The organism is Saccharopolyspora antiqui (assembly GCF_052246905.1).
In the GTDB taxonomy this organism is placed as follows: Bacteria; Actinomycetota; Actinomycetes; order Mycobacteriales; family Pseudonocardiaceae; genus Saccharopolyspora.
On sequence record NZ_JBQQBO010000027.1, the window covers coordinates 75,860 to 91,349 of the forward strand.

General features: G+C 65.8%; 16 protein-coding genes. 7 read left to right on the forward strand and 9 right to left on the reverse strand.

The window, feature by feature from the left end:
* Positions 1 to 76: 76 nt before the first annotated feature.
* The 3 genes from ACTWQN_RS31540 to ACTWQN_RS31550 all read right to left on the reverse strand — a co-directional run bounded on the left by ACTWQN_RS31540 (position 77) and on the right by ACTWQN_RS31550 (position 1,247).
* Positions 77 to 409 carry a DUF202 domain-containing protein gene (locus ACTWQN_RS31540; protein WP_443207268.1) on the reverse strand — a complete coding sequence of 111 codons (333 nt, stop codon included), beginning with the start codon at positions 407 to 409 and terminating at the stop codon, positions 77 to 79.
* Position 410: 1 nt separating this feature from the next.
* Positions 411 to 803 (reverse strand): YidH family protein, encoded by a 393-nt coding sequence (locus tag ACTWQN_RS31545; protein ID WP_443207269.1) that lies wholly within the window; start codon positions 801 to 803, stop codon positions 411 to 413.
* Between the two features lie 96 nt (positions 804 to 899).
* Positions 900 to 1,247 (reverse strand): SSI family serine proteinase inhibitor, encoded by a 348-nt coding sequence (locus ACTWQN_RS31550; RefSeq protein WP_443207270.1) that lies wholly within the window; start codon positions 1,245 to 1,247, stop codon positions 900 to 902.
* Positions 1,248 to 1,643: 396 nt separating this feature from the next.
* Here ACTWQN_RS31550 and ACTWQN_RS31555 point away from each other — a divergent pair, with 396 nt between their 5' ends.
* Complete coding sequence (locus ACTWQN_RS31555) at positions 1,644 to 2,960, forward strand: MFS transporter (RefSeq protein ID WP_443207271.1); 1,317 nt, start codon at positions 1,644 to 1,646, stop codon at positions 2,958 to 2,960.
* Between the two features lie 809 nt (positions 2,961 to 3,769).
* The gene (locus ACTWQN_RS31560; RefSeq protein ID WP_443207272.1) at positions 3,770 to 4,561 is read left to right on the forward strand and encodes a class I SAM-dependent methyltransferase; all 792 of its coding nucleotides are present in this window, start codon (positions 3,770 to 3,772) and stop codon (positions 4,559 to 4,561) included.
* Positions 4,562 to 4,905: 344 nt separating this feature from the next.
* On the opposite strand, the gene ACTWQN_RS31565 is transcribed toward ACTWQN_RS31560, so the two are convergent.
* From ACTWQN_RS31565 to ACTWQN_RS31575, 3 genes are all read right to left on the reverse strand, one after another.
* Positions 4,906 to 6,621, reverse strand: a complete 1,716-nt coding sequence (locus ACTWQN_RS31565) for an AMP-dependent synthetase/ligase (protein ID WP_443207273.1) — start codon at positions 6,619 to 6,621, stop codon at positions 4,906 to 4,908.
* Positions 6,622 to 6,752: 131 nt separating this feature from the next.
* Positions 6,753 to 7,469 (reverse strand): MerR family transcriptional regulator, encoded by a 717-nt coding sequence (locus tag ACTWQN_RS31570; RefSeq protein WP_443207274.1) that lies wholly within the window; start codon positions 7,467 to 7,469, stop codon positions 6,753 to 6,755.
* 230 nt (positions 7,470 to 7,699) lie between these two features.
* The gene (locus tag ACTWQN_RS31575) at positions 7,700 to 8,536 is read right to left on the reverse strand and encodes a class I SAM-dependent methyltransferase (protein ID WP_443207275.1); all 837 of its coding nucleotides are present in this window, start codon (positions 8,534 to 8,536) and stop codon (positions 7,700 to 7,702) included.
* A gap of 140 nt (positions 8,537 to 8,676) precedes the next feature.
* Between ACTWQN_RS31575 and ACTWQN_RS31580 the strand changes: the two genes are divergently transcribed.
* Positions 8,677 to 9,315 carry a class I SAM-dependent methyltransferase gene (locus ACTWQN_RS31580; protein WP_443207298.1) on the forward strand — a complete coding sequence of 213 codons (639 nt, stop codon included), beginning with the start codon at positions 8,677 to 8,679 and terminating at the stop codon, positions 9,313 to 9,315.
* A gap of 36 nt (positions 9,316 to 9,351) precedes the next feature.
* Here ACTWQN_RS31580 and ACTWQN_RS31585 read toward each other — a convergent pair whose 3' ends face one another.
* Positions 9,352 to 9,570 (reverse strand): hypothetical protein, encoded by a 219-nt coding sequence (locus ACTWQN_RS31585; RefSeq protein ID WP_443207276.1) that lies wholly within the window; start codon positions 9,568 to 9,570, stop codon positions 9,352 to 9,354.
* 47 nt (positions 9,571 to 9,617) lie between these two features.
* Between ACTWQN_RS31585 and ACTWQN_RS31590 the strand changes: the two genes are divergently transcribed.
* Entirely contained in the window at positions 9,618 to 10,238 is a 621-nt protein-coding gene (locus tag ACTWQN_RS31590) for a class I SAM-dependent methyltransferase (RefSeq protein ID WP_443207277.1), read from the forward strand.
* Positions 10,239 to 10,437: 199 nt separating this feature from the next.
* On the opposite strand, the gene ACTWQN_RS31595 is transcribed toward ACTWQN_RS31590, so the two are convergent.
* Together ACTWQN_RS31595 and ACTWQN_RS31600 are read right to left on the reverse strand one after the other, a co-directional pair.
* Positions 10,438 to 11,211 (reverse strand): SAM-dependent methyltransferase, encoded by a 774-nt coding sequence (locus ACTWQN_RS31595; RefSeq protein WP_443207278.1) that lies wholly within the window; start codon positions 11,209 to 11,211, stop codon positions 10,438 to 10,440.
* 527 nt (positions 11,212 to 11,738) lie between these two features.
* Positions 11,739 to 12,746, reverse strand: a complete 1,008-nt coding sequence (locus ACTWQN_RS31600) for a pentapeptide repeat-containing protein (protein WP_443207279.1) — start codon at positions 12,744 to 12,746, stop codon at positions 11,739 to 11,741.
* A 225-nt stretch (positions 12,747 to 12,971) separates the two neighbouring features.
* Between ACTWQN_RS31600 and ACTWQN_RS31605 the strand changes: the two genes are divergently transcribed.
* The 3 genes from ACTWQN_RS31605 to ACTWQN_RS31615 all read left to right on the forward strand — a co-directional run bounded on the left by ACTWQN_RS31605 (position 12,972) and on the right by ACTWQN_RS31615 (position 15,214).
* Positions 12,972 to 13,463, forward strand: coding sequence for a hypothetical protein (locus ACTWQN_RS31605; RefSeq protein ID WP_443207280.1), 492 nt, complete (start codon positions 12,972 to 12,974; stop codon positions 13,461 to 13,463).
* A complete protein-coding gene (locus ACTWQN_RS31610; RefSeq protein ID WP_443207281.1) occupies positions 13,460 to 13,765 on the forward strand; it encodes a transposase in 306 nt (101 codons plus the stop codon). The genes ACTWQN_RS31605 and ACTWQN_RS31610 overlap by 4 nt, the downstream gene beginning before the upstream one ends.
* A gap of 228 nt (positions 13,766 to 13,993) precedes the next feature.
* Positions 13,994 to 15,214 (forward strand): MFS transporter, encoded by a 1,221-nt coding sequence (locus tag ACTWQN_RS31615; RefSeq protein ID WP_443207282.1) that lies wholly within the window; start codon positions 13,994 to 13,996, stop codon positions 15,212 to 15,214.
* Positions 15,215 to 15,490 lie beyond the last annotated feature (276 nt).

Consider the following 15,490-nt stretch of genomic DNA (forward strand, 5'->3'; position numbering starts at 1 on the left):
GGAGTGAAAATCCCGGTTCTTACCGGAACAACCACTCACGAGTCCCAGGCGCCACGCACGCAATCTGCGCGCCCTCTCAGGCGAACAGCACGTAGATCAGGCCCGAACAACCAGCGAGCACCGACAGAGCGGCCACCGCCGCTGGCAGTGCACCACCGGGCAACGGCTGCCGCGTGCGCAGCTTGCGCTCGCTGTGCAGGTGGCGTCGCCACACCAGCCAACTGACAGTGATCCCGAGCGGCAACGTGAGCACCGCGCAAATCGCCGCTGCGACGGTGCTCACGTGGCCGATGAGCCGCAGTAGCACCAACATGCCCACGACGAAGGCGAGTGTGGTTCGAAGCCACGCCAAGGTGGTTCGTTCGATCTGCAGCCCCGGATCCCAGGGGCTGCTGGGCCGCTCCGTCACGTCACAACCCGGTGACGAACAGCAGGACGCACGTGGCGATACCGATCGCGCCCAGCCCGTAGCCGAGTACCGGTGCCAGCCGCGGTGCGGGTAGCGGTCGACCGCATCGCAGGGCACGTTCGGTAATCATCCATCGAGTGAAAGCCGTTGCGCTGCAAAGCACTCCGGAGAGCAGCAGTAGGACCGCCAACGCGGTCCGGAGTGGATTCGGCTGAACAGAGACCGCGTTCAGGGCCTCAACGCCCACCCCGGCAGCCATCAGGGCCAACGCGGTGCGGATCCAGGCCAGGAAGGTGCGTTCGTTGGCGAGGGTGAACCTGGGGTCGGGTTCGGTGCCATCCCGGTACAGCCGCTGCGGCCAGCGTGAATCGCAGTCTTCTCGCTCGGGTGCCATGAGTTCACCGTAACTCCCCCGAATCATCGACCAACGACCCGTGCTCGCTGGTCGCAGCAGTGTCGGGCCCCGCGCACCGCGGGGCCCGACAGCGCATCAGAACGCGAACACCTTGCCGGTCGCGGCCTCGGCCACACAATCGTTCGAGAACGTCTTCTCGAAGGTGACTGGTCGACCGTGCCAGTTGCCCTTCGCAGTGAGCTTCACCGGCTTGTAGACCAGCGGACACATGGAGTGACCGCCGCTGAGCAGGTTGAAATCTCCGTTGACGGCATCCAGGGTCTGGCATGCGGCGCTCGCGTGCGGGTGTGAACCACCTGCTGGTTCGCAGGTCAGCAGTGCGGCGCGGAACGCGTCACCGCGCGTCTCACCGCGAGCCGTGAGATTCATCATGCTGCCGGTCCCTGCGGTTTCCGCGTTGGCCAGTGCCGGGACGAGCGCCATGCCTGCCAGCATTGCCGAAGCGAGGAAAGTGCGGGAGATCAGCCGTGTTGCAGCCATCTTGTCGATCCTCCTGAATGGGTTGAGCGGACCGTTCGCCTCCCTTTATCGCCGGGGCTGCTCCACCTGCGGCACTTAGCGCCCGCAGATCACTGAAACGTGGTTCGCTCGAACCGGTTTCCTGCACGAATCGTCACGGAATCAGGTTGGGTGACGGCGTTGGAAGTCGCCCATAAGCGGGGTGTTGCGCAATAAGGTGGTGGACCTTTCGCGGATCGCTGGTCATTGTTGTGCGGGACCACGCGACACCGGGCGGCGTGCTTGAGGTTCCCCCGATCCGGTGCTGAGGCTCCGCAAGACCACTCGGGCGCGGTGCGCCCGCAAGCGACAGGAGGCCGGATGGCGACGGAACCCACGGCGCCGGAAGGCGCCACGGTGCGCAAGGCGGCGTTCGCCAGCGCAGTGGGCAACACCATCGAGCTCTACGACTTCCTGATCTACGGCACCGCCGCGGCCGTGGTGTTCAACAAGCTGTTCTTCCCCGCCGGTGATCCGTGGGTGGGGGCGCTGCTCGCGTTCGCCACGTTCGGCGCCGGGTTCCTGGCGCGGCCACTGGGGGCCGGGGTCATCGGGCACTTCGGTGACGTGATCGGCCGCAAGCTGATGCTGGTCATCACCCTTAGCGTGACCGGTGTGTGCACCGCGGCGATCGGGCTGCTGCCGACCTACCAGCAGGTCGGGGTGTGGGCGCCGATCATGCTCGTCGCGCTGCGGCTGGTGCAGGGCTTCTTCCTCGGCGGGGAACAAGGCGGCGCAGTGCTGATGGCCGTCGAACACGCGCCCCCGCACCGGCACGGCTGGTACGGCGGGTGGACCTTCCTTGGCTCGCCCAGCGGCATGTTCCTGGCCACCGGCGCGTTCGCCAGCGCCACCGCGATCTCCGGAGACGCCTTCCTCACCTGGGGTTGGCGGGTGCCGTTCCTGGTGAGCTTGGCACTGGTGGGAGTGGGCCTGTACGTGCGCCTGCGACTGGCTGAAAGCCCCGAGTTCGCGAAGATCCGGCAGCGCGGCGAGCGAGCCCGGCTACCGGTGGCGGAGGCGTTTTCCCGTTCGTGGCGACAGATTCTCCTGTCGGCGGGTGTGAACCTGGGCTTCAGCACCTTCATTTTCATCCTGACCACGTTCCTGCTGACCTACGGCACCGAGCAGCTCGACGTGAGCCGCGATGTCATGCTGCTCGGCAGCCTGTGCGGGTCGGCGGCGCAGATCGCCGGAATCCTGCTGTTCTCGCACCTCTCGGACCGGCTCGGCCGCACCCGGGTGATGCTGGGCGGCGGGATTTTCCTCGCGGTGTACGCGTTTCCGATGTTCTGGCTGCTGGACACCGCGAGCCCGGCGCTGATCATCCTGGCGATGACGCTGGGGTACGCGGGCTCGGCGGCCGTTTTCGGGCCGATGGCGGCGTTCTGCGCCGAACTGTTCGCCACGAAGGTTCGCTACACCGGGGTATCGCTTGGCTACCAGAGCGGTTCGGTACTGGGCGGTGGGCTCTCGCCGGTCGTGGCGACCGCGCTACTCACCACCTCAGGCGGGCAGTCCTGGCCAATCGCGGCCTACCTGGTGATCGGTGCCCTGATCACGGTCACCTGCCTGGCCATCACCGGTGAACCGACCCGCTGGGCACGCGCGGATGAAGTCGAGCCCGCGACGGCGTGAGCGACGGAACACCGCTTACCGCCTGGCCTCTGCCTGCCATGAAACCGGCCACGCGATCGGTCCCAGCCGCTCACAGAGCTGGAGGAAGGGAACCTTCCTGTCATTTGGCAGAAAGGTTCCCTTCCTCGCACCGACGCCGTGCTGATGACAGAAAGGTTCCCTTCCTCGCCCAACCCGCCGCGCTGATGACAGCAAGGTTCCCTTGCTCGTATCAGGCACTCGGTTGGCAGGAAGGTTCCCTTGCTGCGGTCTTGCGGGCGGTGGCAGGAAGGTTCCGCTGATGCGGCGTCCGGGCGATTTGAGCCGCGCAGACTTCGTTTTTCCTGGTGAAGGGGCATGTGTTGCCCGCTGTGGCGTGGTCTTGTTCAGCGGCTGCACCTACCAGCCCAGGTGGTCAGCTGCCAACGTTGGAATCGAGTAAGCGGATCATCGCACGGCCACAGGTGTTGAACGGCTTTCCCGATTCCGTCGTTTCGCGGCCGAATTGCAGTTGGTCATTCCGGGGCCTAACACCCTTGTGCTTCTCGACGGAACGTGGTGCAGACCATCGACGTCCTGCTTCGCCGCAGAGAATCCCAGCGCTCAACGCATTCGCCGTGTGGAGGTGCGGGTAATACGAAGGACCGGCGACCATGCACCAGGCGCCTTATCCGTACCTTGTGGCCCTACCTGCCGGGCGCGCAGCAGCGTCTGCGACACGGGCCGTGCCACTCTATCGCCCGATCGACAATTCATGATCATCGCGGAAGCGTTCACCTGGAAATTGCGGCGATCCGGCCTTGTTTCCACCCATCAGCGAGGAGCAAAACATGGATTCGTCTGCTGGACCAGAGCGCTACGGTGATCGCCTTTTCCACGCTGGGCAAGACCATGAGCTGGACCGTCTGCTCGCCCTGGCCGGGGCACTCGACCCCGCCAGCCGGAGGCACCTGTCTGCCCTCGGCGTCGAGCCCGGTTGGCGATGCCTCGATGTCGGGGCCGGGCCAGGAACCGTGTCAGGTTGGCTCGCCGAGAAGGGCTGCGATGTTGTCGCAGCCGACCGCAACACTCGGTTTCTCGACCGGGTCGGTGCTCCCGGCGTGCGGGCGGTGGAAGCTGATCTGCTTGACGAGAACTTCGATCCCGGCCTGTTCGACCTCGTCCACTCCCGATTCACCCTCATGCACCTGCGCGAGCGGGACCGGTTGCTGCACCGCCTGGTCGCGTGGGTCCGGCCCGGCGGTTGGCTGGTCCTCAGCGACGGCATCGAATTGGGCATCGCGTCATCGCCGAACGAGACGTTCCGGCGGGTGATCACTGCGCTGTGGCACGCACTGGCCATCAACATCGGCACTGACATCGAGTTCGGTCGCCGCTATCCCATGGCCCTGGACGACTGCGGGCTGGTCGACACGGATGCAGTCGTACATCTGCCCGCAATGGCCGCCGGGTCCCCGATGGCCGAATTCATGCGACTGACCCTCGATCAATGCCGACCAGAGATCATCGCAACCGGCGAAGTGGACGATGCGGCCATCGACCAAACGCTGGGCTACCTCACCACACCAGGTACGTGGGACCTGTCCCTGGGCATGATCACCGGCTGGGGCCGAAAACCCTGACCGGCCGGTACCGCCTGCATCCTCGGATGCGAAAAGCTCTCTGGTTCCGTCGTACCGAAATCTGCTCGTACCCGAGAAGGCGCGCGGTTGAGGCTCGGCAGTATCAAGACGATCACTCACAAGCATCGGACCCATCAGCCCTGACACGAAGCGCAGTGTGGCAGCGCCATACCGCGACGGACTTCACCGCGACGGGCTCTGGAGACATTGAACCGGCCGAACCCCGGCAGAAAGGTTCCCTTGCTCGCCCAACCCGAAGCGCGGTTGGTGACAGGAAGGTTCCCATGCTGTGGTCTTGCCGGGGCTGCGGTGACATGAAGGTTCCCTTGCTCGCGGTGTTCGCCTCAGGGGCTGTAGAGCTGGTCGATGATGTCGGCGTACTTCTCGTGGATCACGCGGCGCTTGAGTTTCAGCGTCGGGGTCAGTTCGCCTCCCTCGACACCCCACGACTGGCTGAGGATCCGGTAGCGCTTGACCTGCTCGGGCCGGTTCAGCCGTTCGTTCGCGGCTTGCACCGCGGCCTCCACTTCGGACCGCACGGCGGGATGCCCGGCCAGCTCGGTGAGGTCTTGGAACGCGATGCCTCGGTCGCGAGCCCATTTCGGCGCGGTGTCCTCGTCGAGCACCAACAGCGCCACCAGATACGGACGCCGGTCACCGAACGCCAGCGCATGCCCGATCAGCGGGTGCCTCTTGAGCGCGTTCTCCACCGCGGTGGGTGCGATGTTCTTGCCGCCAGCCGAGATGATCAATTCCTTCTTGCGGTCGGTGATGGTCAGGAAGCCGTCCGCGTCCAGCACCCCGATGTCGCCGGTGCGCAGCCAACCGTCCGCATCGGCGGCTGGCTGGATCGCACCGTCGGCCTCCAGGTAGCCCGCGCACACCAGCGGCCCGCGCACCAGAATTTCCCCATCCGGCGCGATGCGCACCTCCACACCGGGCACGGCGCGGCCGACGGTGCCGGGGCGGTGGGCGTCGGCGTGGTTGGTGGTGACGCAGCCGGTCGTCTCGGTCATGCCCCAGAGTTCGAAGATGTCCACTCCGACGCTGCTGAAGAACTCCAAGATGCCGGCGTCGATCGGGGCGGCACCGCTGGAGGGCCACACCGCGCGGTCCAGCCCGATCCGGGTTCGCAGTTGGCGCAGTGCGTGCGGGGTGGCGTTCTCGGTCACGGCGGCCCGGAGCGCGGCGGCGAGTTTCTCCCAAACCCTGGGCACGGCGAAGAACAGCGTTGGTCGGGCACGGGTCAGCGCGGCGAGGATCTGGCCTTGATCGGCGCAGAAATGCACGTGGGCGACGTCGTGGATGGCGGCGTACAGCCCGACCATGCGCTCCGCGATGTGCGCCAGCGGCAGGTAGCACAGCCGGGGCACGTGCGGCTCGGGTCGCGTGACCTGGTGCAGGGTGGCGGCCGCGAAGCAGATGTTGCGGTGGGTGAGCACCACGCCTTTCTGCTCGCCGGTGGTGCCGGAGGTGTAGAGGATCGCGGCCGGGTGGTTCGGCGTGATCGCGGTCCAGGCCCGCCGCACCAGCTCGGGATCGTCCCGCAAGCGCTGTTCGCCGAGCAGCCGCAGGCGCTCCCAGGTGCGGAAACGGTGATCGGCAGCAACCATCGCCGCATCGTCGAGCACGATGATGTGCTCGACGGTGGAAATGTTGCGAAGGACCTTGGACCAGCGGCGCAGCTGGTCGGCGCCGTCGAGCACGACGATCCTGGCTCGGCTGTGCTGGGCGATGTAGTGCACCTGGTCTTGGCTGAGCGTGGGATACAGGGTGCTGGACACCGCGCCGAGATGGGTGGCCGCGACATCGATCAGCCAGTGTTCGGCACGGTTGGCCATCATGATCAGCATTGTTTGACCGGGCTGCAGGCCCAGTGCCGCGAGCCCGGCGGCCAGCGTGTGCACCTCGCGGTGCGCCTCGGCCCAGGTCCAGGTGCGCGGTTCGCGGCTGTTGTCGGTCAGCGCCGGATGCCGCGGGAAGTCCGCGGCATTGCGCGAGAACAGTTGCGGGATGGTCGTTTCCAGCGCGGCGGTGGCCCACGGTTCTGCAGCGCTCATCGCAGCCGGTCTCCCCTCATCGCGTGATTGGGAGTGACACGCATCACGACGCGATGAAACCTCATCCGAGGCATCGTTTGCCAGCGCCGAAAGCTGGAATCGCAGGCGTTCGCGGACCGGATCCGGGCGAATCAGACGTGGTCGCGGATCACGTCGTTGACGGCGCGCTGGAAGCCGTTGACCAACACCTGGATGGTCAACGGTCGAAGCTGGTCGGTTGCGGCTCGAACCCGCTCGCGTTCGTCGTCCGGTCGACCGCGCTCGACATACGGGCGCAGCACGTTCGCGGCGAACAGTTCGCGCAGCTCGGCAGCGATCTGCGCGGTGTGCTGTTCGACGATTTCCTTGGCCTGCACCAGCATTTCCAGCGGCAGGTCGAGTTCGAGGATCTGCAGCCCGACGCCGAGCATCGCGGGGCTGGGCAGTCGCAGCCGTGGCGAGTCCGCGATCCGTTGCAGGATCCCGAGTTCGATGAGCTGACCGACCAGCCGGTCGTCGAGGTGCCGACCGGCACGGCGGTCGAGCTCGTGGCGGTCCAGGTCTTCGGAGCGGTCGTCGGTCCAGGGTGCGATCAGCGCGCGCTGCAACGCGAGTTCGTCCGGGGAAGCGTCCGCGGGGATTCGCTCCAGGTGGCGTTCGATCGCGGACAGGGTGAAGCCGAGCGCCTGCAGTTCGCGGATCAGATCGAGCCGTGCCAGGTGATCGCCACCGTAGAGGCCGAGTCGGCCGCGCAGTCGAGGTGGCGGGAGCAGGCCGCGCGAGGAGTAGAACCGGACGGTGCGCACGGTGACTCCGGCGCGGGCGGCCAGTTCGTCGATGGTGAGCTCTTCGTCCGCAGTTCGGAGCATGCCGCAACGTTACTCCCCAACCGCTGTAACACCAACAGTGTCACATTGGAACCAGCTTCGACCTGCCGTCGTGGCCGCCGATCAGGCGCGTGTGATCTCGGCAGTGGCCGGGGGAGTCTCGCGGCTGATCCCGGTGTCCGAGGTGATGTGTGACGCGCTGATGCAGCGGAAGTTGCATATTGATCCGAAACTAGTCGGTTGAGCATTGCGCGTGGTTGGTGCCGACAGCGTCAGGGGCGCCAGATGACGACCTCGATCGCTTTGGTGCGTTCGGCGAAGCGGCCGTTTGGGGCCGCTTCCTGCAAGAGGTGGCGCAGATCGGATTCGAAAGCACCGAGTTGATCGCCGAACAAGTGTGGTGCAGAGCTGGACAGGGAGAACACGGCCGAGATGATCTCATCGATACCGCGGTCTGCGATGCGTCCCTCGTCGAGGGTGATCCGGGTAGGGCCGTTGAATCCGGCTTGCTGCATGGTTGTCTCTTCGCCTGCGCGGGTACCGTGTGGCAGCTGGCCTTGTCCGGCCCGGCGGACCGGTCCGAGATATCGAGAGACCAGGTCCTCGATCCGTTCCCACGGCGGGGTCGGGTGCGGCAGCGGGTGCTCAGCGGCCACGCCCCGGTGCGTGGTGGCGCTGACGTGGATCCAGGCCCCGTCTGGGCTGAGCATGTCGCGTCCGCGGCGGGCGATCAGGGGCTGGTCCATCCAGTGAAACGACTGGGCGAACGTTGCGATCTGGAAGGTGCCCAGGTCGGCTGGCAGGTCTTCGGCACGCAGGTGCCGCCATTCGATGTTGACGGCCCCCGCCTCGCTGGCCCGGTGCTGTGCTTCGGCGATCATGTCGGGGTCGGCGTCGACACCTGTTGCGGAGGCGAACAGGGGTGCCAGCAGCACGGTCAGCGACCCGGGCCCGCAGCCGACGTCCAGCAGCCGCCCGGTGCCGTCGAGGTCGAGTTCATCGCGAATGGCGTCGGCGAGGCTGGACGGGTAGGGCATGCGGCCGATGCCGTAGTGGGCGGCGCTCCCGGAGAACAGCGTCTCGTCCCACTCCCATTCCTTGGCGTCCATGACCGGATGGTAACGGCGAGACGATCAACGCCCGGTTGGTGATCCGAAGCTACGAAGCCCGGCACAACCGGTTCCCGGTCCACTCGACCACCGGTGTCTGGCGCGGGTTCGGCGACAGCCGGAGACTAGTGTCGTTGGCTGTGACCGAAACAGCCTCTTATCTAAGCGCGACAGCGGAAGCCTATGACGTCGTAGCCGTCCAATACCAGGAGTTGGCCCGAGACAGTCTCGACAACCTGCCGCTGGATCGCGCGGTGCTCGCCGCATTCGCTGACTTCGTGCGGACCTCTACCGGCGGGCCGGTCGCCGAGCTCGGCTGCGGCCCTGGCTACCTCACGGCGCACCTGCGGGACCTGGGACTGGCCACCTTCGGAATCGACCTCTCGCCGGTGATGATCGATCTTGCCCGCGAGGCTTACCCGGATCTGCGCTTCGAGGTCGGTTCGATGGACGCGCTGGAGCTGGCTGACGGCGAGCTGAGCGGCATTGTGTCCTGGTACTCCGTCATCCACACGCCGCCACAGGAATTGCCTGCGTACTTCAGGGAGTTCCGCCGGGTGCTGGCGCCAGGCGGTCACCTCGCGCTCGCGTTCTTCGAGTCCGAGGGCGGCACGGTGGCGCCTTTCGACCACAAGGTCGCGACGGCTTTCCGGTGGCCGATCGACGACCTGGCTGCGCTGGCGGGCGAGGCCGAGTTCGTCGAGCTCGGCCGGATGTTGCGCGAGCCCGGTGTCGACGAGCGATTCCGCCGAGGTCATTTGCTGCTGCGCAGGTCGTAGTTCGCGCCGGTGCGTCGCTGACCGGGGCTCACCCGGTCAGCGACACGGCTGGAAGGGGCAGCATGGCGGCTCATCGCTGGCGAGCCCTGCCTCGCGGCGGACAACGGTGTCATCCGCTGTGCCAGGCCGGTCGCGTGCCGACGGCTGCCATTGGCCTGTCGGGGGCAGTTCGTCGAGCGCGAGCGTCTTGAGGTCGCGTCGAAAGAGGATCAGTTTGTTGCCGGACCGGACACCGCCGAGAAGCCGGGTCGCCATCGGAAAACGCTGGTCCTTCAACGGACTCGCCGCATATTCTCCGATGGATGGACGGTCTTCATCTGAAAGACGCTGTTCGTCGCGGCTACGACGCCGTCTCCTACCACTACCGCCGGGATGACGCGGATGAAGACCAGTACGCTCCCTGGATCTCCCGACTCAGCGGCCGCGTCCCCGCTCGCGCCGAGATCCTCGACCTCGGCTGCGGATGCGGCGTCCCCGTCGCCCGTTCCTTGGCCAGCGCGGGACACGCGGTCACCGGTGTGGATTTCAGCGCGGTGCAGATCCAGCGAGCCCGGCGCCTCGTCCCGGGAGCGAAGTTCATCCAGGCAGACGCGACAGCAGCGGCGTTCCCCGCAGCGTCCTTCGATGCGGTCGTCTGCCTCTACATGTTCATTCACTTGCCACTCGACGAGCAGCCGCCGCTTTTCGCGCGGATCGCCGAGTGGCTGAGGCCGGGAGGGTGGCTGCTCACCACGACCGGTCACGGAGCCTGGCGGGGATCCGAGGCCGACTGGCTCGGGAGCGGCGCCACCATGTGGTGGAGCCACGCCGATACCGCCACCTATCGTTCTTGGATTTCGACGGCTGGCTTTGACATCGTCTCCAGCGAATTCATTCCCGAAGGAACGAGCGGACACACGCTGTTCTGGGCCCGGCGCCAATAACCATCGAGAACTGAATTCGTCCGCAACAACAGTTGTCCACAACGCGGAACTGGTCGTGAGATCACCTCATGCCGGACTGGTCAACTTCGGCGCTCCGGTGGCCGACGGCTTCAGGCTTGCCGCTGAGGAACTGCTGCGGTTGCACCGCATGACCAGTCCGGGGCCCGAAACCGGCCTCGGAGTGCGGGCCCAGCCTGGCTCAGGCCGGGGCGCGGGCGGTGATCAGGGCGAACGTCAGGTGTTCTCCCCGGTCCGCGTCAAGCATGCGCAGGTCTCTCACCGATCCGCGGCGAACAGTTTCGTCGGACGAGTGCTCGGCGCAGACTTCGCACCACAACTTCCAATCGGCCCAACCCTCGTGTTGCATGCGGGCCGCGGTTACTTCGACCAGGTGGGTTTGTTCCCAGTGGAACCGCCACCAGTTCGGCGTGTGGAACGACAGCACCTCCCATCCGATACCGGTGCGGAGATGATCCGGGATGCCACCAACATCGCGTAGTTCTCGCCGCACGGATGGCACCGCGACGGCCAATTGACCGCCAGGTGCCAGGAACTTGGTGATGTAGCCGATGTAGAGGTCATCTGTGCCGAAGTAGTGGTAGCTGCCCACACCGACGATCGCGTCGAACTTTCCTTCGTCGAAGGGAAGTTCGCGAGCATCCGCTGCGACGGGGTGGGCCCGGTCGGCGACTCCGGCAGTTCTGAACCGGGTCCTGTTGTCCTCGGGCGCGATCCAGAGATCTGCCGCCCATACCTCGACGTCGTATTCACGCGCCAGGAAAATCGACGTCATCCCGAGCCCGCAACCAAGATCCAGGACTTTCATTCCGGGCCGGAGAACGCAATCCCTACCAAGGTCCTCCAGCAGCCACAGCGGGTTCGGCCCCATGCAGTTGTCCACGACCCACTGCGGGTCATAAGCCGCCGAACGCGGGTAGCGGTCCGGGCGGCGAAGTGCGTTGAGTGACGTCATAGGCGCCTAGGAAACTCGTTGCCCGCCATCGCGGCAATCGATTTTAAGACGCTGTCTTCGCCCGGCGGCCGCAATTCCAAGGTCGGCGTGATAGGCCAGTGCGGATGATCGTGCGTCCACCGGATGTCCCAGTGATGCGCAACTGCACCGAACGTGCGGGCCAACGCCCGGCCAGGACCTTGACCGCTATGACAACAGCGGTGTCTCATCAACGCAGTGACCTGCGGTTTTTCGGGAGTCGCGCTGATTGGCGTCGCCTCCACGGCAGAAGCGTCGTTTCGGCTGTCGTGTTCTTGCCCGATCGCCAACACTGCGGCCGCCATGACCGTTGCGGCGCCGCAAGCGAAGCACTTCCACCTCTCCGTCATGCCGGAACTCTGCCGTTACTAGGGTCGGGCTCAAGCAACCGCCCCCGCTCCCGTCCGGTTCATCGGACCGGAGCGGGGGTGTTTTGGTTGTTCCCGCGGCACTTTCTCTATCTCGGCAACCGTTTGCGCCCTATCGGGATGTGGGCTGCGCACGGCGCTTCACTGTGGCAGCCACTCTGGAGGAATCCCTCTAACGTCGGTAACTCCGGGGAAGATTCGGGCCACTTGCTCACGCGTAAGCCCTGTCACCACGGCGAGGTTGGCGCCGCCGAGGTAGGCGTCGCTGAGCTTGGCGCCGCTGAGGTTGGCGTTGCTGAGGTCGGCGTCGCTGAGGTGGGCGTCGCTGAGGTCGGCGTTGATGAGCCTGGTGCCGCTGAGCTTGGCGCCGATGAGGTTGGCGCTGCTGAGGTTGGCGCTGCTGAGGTTGGTGCCGCTGAGCCTGGCGCCGCTGAGGTCGGCGCCGATGAGGTTGGCGCTGCTGAGGTTGGTGTCGCTGAGGTCGGCGCTGCCGAGGTCGGCGTCGCTGAGGTCGGCGCCTCTGAGGTCGGCGCGGGGCGCCACAAAATGAGGAAGCTTGGCGTCCTGCAAGCAGGCATTAGTGAAGTCGACACGGCTTTCCGGGGTGTCCCAGGCGGAGTTGCGGCGGGCCAGGACGGTCAGTGCGGTCTGCACATCAGCGGACACTGCCTGATCCGGGCAGTTGCCTTGTGCATCACGGAGTGCTTTGGTGTTTTCGCGTACGAACGTGGTCAGCACGTTGACCACGGTGGGGTGGTCGGGCTGGGAGTCGCGGGCGATGCGTTCCAGGGCGTAGATACCGCCAATGCGGACTTCGAGGTTGTCGGGAGTGCCCAACTGCTCAACGGCTCTGCCGAACCGCTCGGTGATCTGCTGCTGCTGGGTGTTCAAACTTTGGCTGCGAGTCGATTCCAGCGTGGCCTGTGAGGCGACGAACTGCGGAACGGCCAACGCCAACGTGGCCAGCACTGCCCCCAGCGTCAGGATCTGGGTCAGGTCGAGACGGCGCCATGTCCGGGCTTCACCGGCCGAGGACGAGCGTGGCCTACGGCGATTCTTGGTGCCCGCAGGATGGTGTAACCCCAACGGACGCGCCGATTTGACCGCACGCTGACGCGACACACCCCGAGGACGACGACGATCGATCATGACCCTACGGTGCCAGCACAACCTCAGCCGGTGAGGGCGTTTCGCGACGATCAACCCATTGCTCCGAAAGCAGACACAGCCAATCGAGCAGCAAGCGCCCCGCGCCGTGGACCTCTTCGGGTCGCGGCGCGGGGCGCTTATGGCCGTTCCGGGCACTTCCTTACCTTGATCGCGGGTCGAACAGGGGCCGGTCGTAGGGTCCCGTCAACCCCAGGGACGCCGGGTATGGCTTGGGCACTTCTGCCTGCGCGCCGCGCTGACGTGGCTGCGGACCGCACTCGGACGATCAACCGGCTGCGCGCCCAGTTGCTGCAGTACTTCCCCGCGTTGGAGCGCGTGTTCGACTTCAGTAAATCCAAAGGGGCCCTGACATTGCTCACGGGTTTTCGAACGCCTGCGGCGTTGCGCGAGATCGGTATGAGTTGCCTTGTGTCGTGGCTGGAAGTTCACGACGTCCGCAGCGCGCGACGTATCGCCACGAAAGCAGTCGAGGCAGCCGAGTCCCAGCACACCACCGTCTCCGGTGAAAAGGTGGCGGCCGATATGGTTCTGCGGATTGTCAGGGCGTTGAAGACCCTCAACAGCGAGCTCGCCGAGCTCGATTCGCTCATTGAAGGCCGCTTTCGGGCACACCATCAAGCCGCAGTGATCACGAGCCTGCCTGGATTTGGCTCGCTACTGGGCGCCGAATTCATCGCCGCGACGGCGGCGATGTGATCTCCTTCGGCACTGCAGACCGTCTCGCTGGTGTTTCTGGGCTTGTTCCTGCACCGCGCGATTCAGGCCGCATCACCGGAAACCTGCACCGTCCACAACGCTACAGTCGTCGTCTCCTGCGGATCTTCCACCTCTCCGCACAGCTCAGCATCCAGCACTGCGCTGCCTCGAAAACGTATTACGACCGTAAACGCGCCGAGGGGAAACGTCACACCCAAGCCGTGCTGGCGCTTGCCCGACGGCGCCTCAACGTCCTGTGGGCCCTCGTGCGAGACAACCGCCTGTATCAAGTACCAGCGTAAGAGATGCGTTCTTGCAATTGAGCGACCCGACCACGGGCGTAGCGGCCTCAGTTCCTCCCGTTTGGGTGACGATGCGGGGCAACGAAGGCTCCTCGGCTCACTGCGTAACGTCCCGCGTCTGGTCCCCCGTGCGCACGCAGACAACGCGCCGGCGAGGCCGTTAGGCTTTCTTGGCAACGTCTCGGGGCGCGCGGGAAGGCAGGTTCGTGTGATGATCGATCGGTGCCTATGAGTGCCGCCGAGTGGGCGCGGGCTCCGTTCTCGCGGTATTGGCTGTCGGCCTTTCTCGCCGATTTCGGTGATGGCGTTCGGCTTGCGGCATTTCCGTTGCTGGCGCTTCAGGTGACGAACTCGCCGGCCGCTGTGGCCGCCGTTACGGCGGTTCAGGGCCTGCCCTGGATACTGATCGGTTTGGGTGCTGGCGCCATAGTGGACCGCCGTGACCTGCGGGCGACCATGGTGGTGGTCGACGTGACCCGCGCGATAGTAATCGCCGCGCTGGCACTCGCGGTGGCCATGGGCGCCCTGAGCCTGCCCTTGATCTACCTGACCGCTTTTGTCACCGGAGTGGGTGCTTTGGTGCGCGACACCGCGGCGGCGACCGCTGTGCCCAGGCTGGTCACCAAAGCGGAGCTTGAACGCGCCAATGGCCGCCTAGTGGCCGGTAGGTTGGTCGGGGACGAACTCGCCGGCCCAGCGGTTGGTGGCTGGCTTTTCGGTGTCGCTGCTGCAGTACCGTTCGCGTTCAACGCGAGCGGTCTCGGTCTCTCAATTCTGCTCCTGCTGACTCTGCCAAGCGTCTTCGCCGCTCCTCGGCGACCGCCGGAGTCCACAGGTCCGCTGCGGTCAGCCGTGCGTGATCTGCGTGAGGGACTGGCTTGGCTACGCCGTGACCGCCCCATACGAAACCTGGTGATTGCGGTGGCCCTTGTCGCCGCAGCAGACGGGGCATATCTGGCCATCCTGGTGCTGTATGTGACGCAGGTCCTGGACCAAAGCGCTGCCGTCTACGGTCTTCTACTCGGTCTGGGTGCCGTCGGCGGCATCATTGCCGGCGCCAGCTGCGCCTGGCTGACCTCTCGAATAGGCACCACTCGCGTGTTGACCACGACGATGATCACCATGGCCGCCGCGCAGCTTGTGCTCGGGCTGACCAGCAGCGTGTTCGTCACCGGGGTCACGCTCGTCTGCATCAGTGGCGCATTCGCCGCCTTCAACGTCACCTCGATGAGCGTGCGCCAGCGCCGTTCCCCGGCCAGCATGCTGGGCCGCGTCAACAGCACCTACCTCACGGTCGGCCGCAGTGCCGCCGCCATCGGCGCGCTCACCGGGGGCGTCCTGGCCGCAACCGCAGGCATCCACGCACCAATACTCCTCGGCGTCCTCCCACTGCTCGGCGCAGCTGTACTCATCGCCAGAACCAGACCGACACGAGAAGTGCCCGCGTAGCACCTCCAACTGGGCGACCCGCTAACGGGACGCCCAATTGGAGATGAAAGAAACCAGATCAGATCCAGGCCGTCGAACACCGGGTAATTGACAACCGGATTGGGATTCCCCTACCCGGCCCAACCGGTTGCGTGCGTTCGGGGCACGCAACCCCCATACTTGAACTCGTGTTCGACAACATTCAGCCGGAGCCGCCCGCAAGGACCAGCCTTCACGCAAGCGCCCCATGCCGTGATCCGGCTCGCTGGTCGAGCGCGAGCGCGGTCAACACCGAAC

Excerpts from the sequence above, each read along its gene's own strand:
- ACTWQN_RS31545 (WP_443207269.1), bottom strand. The coding sequence starts at position 803 with ATGGCACCCGAGCGAGAAGACTGCGATTCACGCTGGCCGCAGCGGCTG.
- ACTWQN_RS31550 (WP_443207270.1), bottom strand. The coding sequence starts at position 1,247 with ATGGCGCTCGTCCCGGCACTGGCCAACGCGGAAACCGCAGGGACCGGC.
- ACTWQN_RS31555 (WP_443207271.1), top strand. The coding sequence starts at position 1,644 with ATGGCGACGGAACCCACGGCGCCGGAAGGCGCCACGGTGCGCAAGGCG.
- ACTWQN_RS31560 (WP_443207272.1), top strand. The coding sequence starts at position 3,770 with ATGGATTCGTCTGCTGGACCAGAGCGCTACGGTGATCGCCTTTTCCAC.
- ACTWQN_RS31565 (WP_443207273.1), bottom strand. The coding sequence starts at position 6,621 with ATGAGCGCTGCAGAACCGTGGGCCACCGCCGCGCTGGAAACGACCATC.
- ACTWQN_RS31570 (WP_443207274.1), bottom strand. The coding sequence starts at position 7,469 with ATGCTCCGAACTGCGGACGAAGAGCTCACCATCGACGAACTGGCCGCC.
- ACTWQN_RS31575 (WP_443207275.1), bottom strand. The coding sequence starts at position 8,536 with ATGGACGCCAAGGAATGGGAGTGGGACGAGACGCTGTTCTCCGGGAGC.
- ACTWQN_RS31585 (WP_443207276.1), bottom strand. The coding sequence starts at position 9,570 with ATGGCGACCCGGCTTCTCGGCGGTGTCCGGTCCGGCAACAAACTGATC.
- ACTWQN_RS31590 (WP_443207277.1), top strand. The coding sequence starts at position 9,618 with ATGGACGGTCTTCATCTGAAAGACGCTGTTCGTCGCGGCTACGACGCC.
- ACTWQN_RS31595 (WP_443207278.1), bottom strand. The coding sequence starts at position 11,211 with ATGACGTCACTCAACGCACTTCGCCGCCCGGACCGCTACCCGCGTTCG.
- ACTWQN_RS31600 (WP_443207279.1), bottom strand. The coding sequence starts at position 12,746 with ATGATCGATCGTCGTCGTCCTCGGGGTGTGTCGCGTCAGCGTGCGGTC.
- ACTWQN_RS31605 (WP_443207280.1), top strand. The coding sequence starts at position 12,972 with ATGGCTTGGGCACTTCTGCCTGCGCGCCGCGCTGACGTGGCTGCGGAC.
- ACTWQN_RS31615 (WP_443207282.1), top strand. The coding sequence starts at position 13,994 with ATGAGTGCCGCCGAGTGGGCGCGGGCTCCGTTCTCGCGGTATTGGCTG.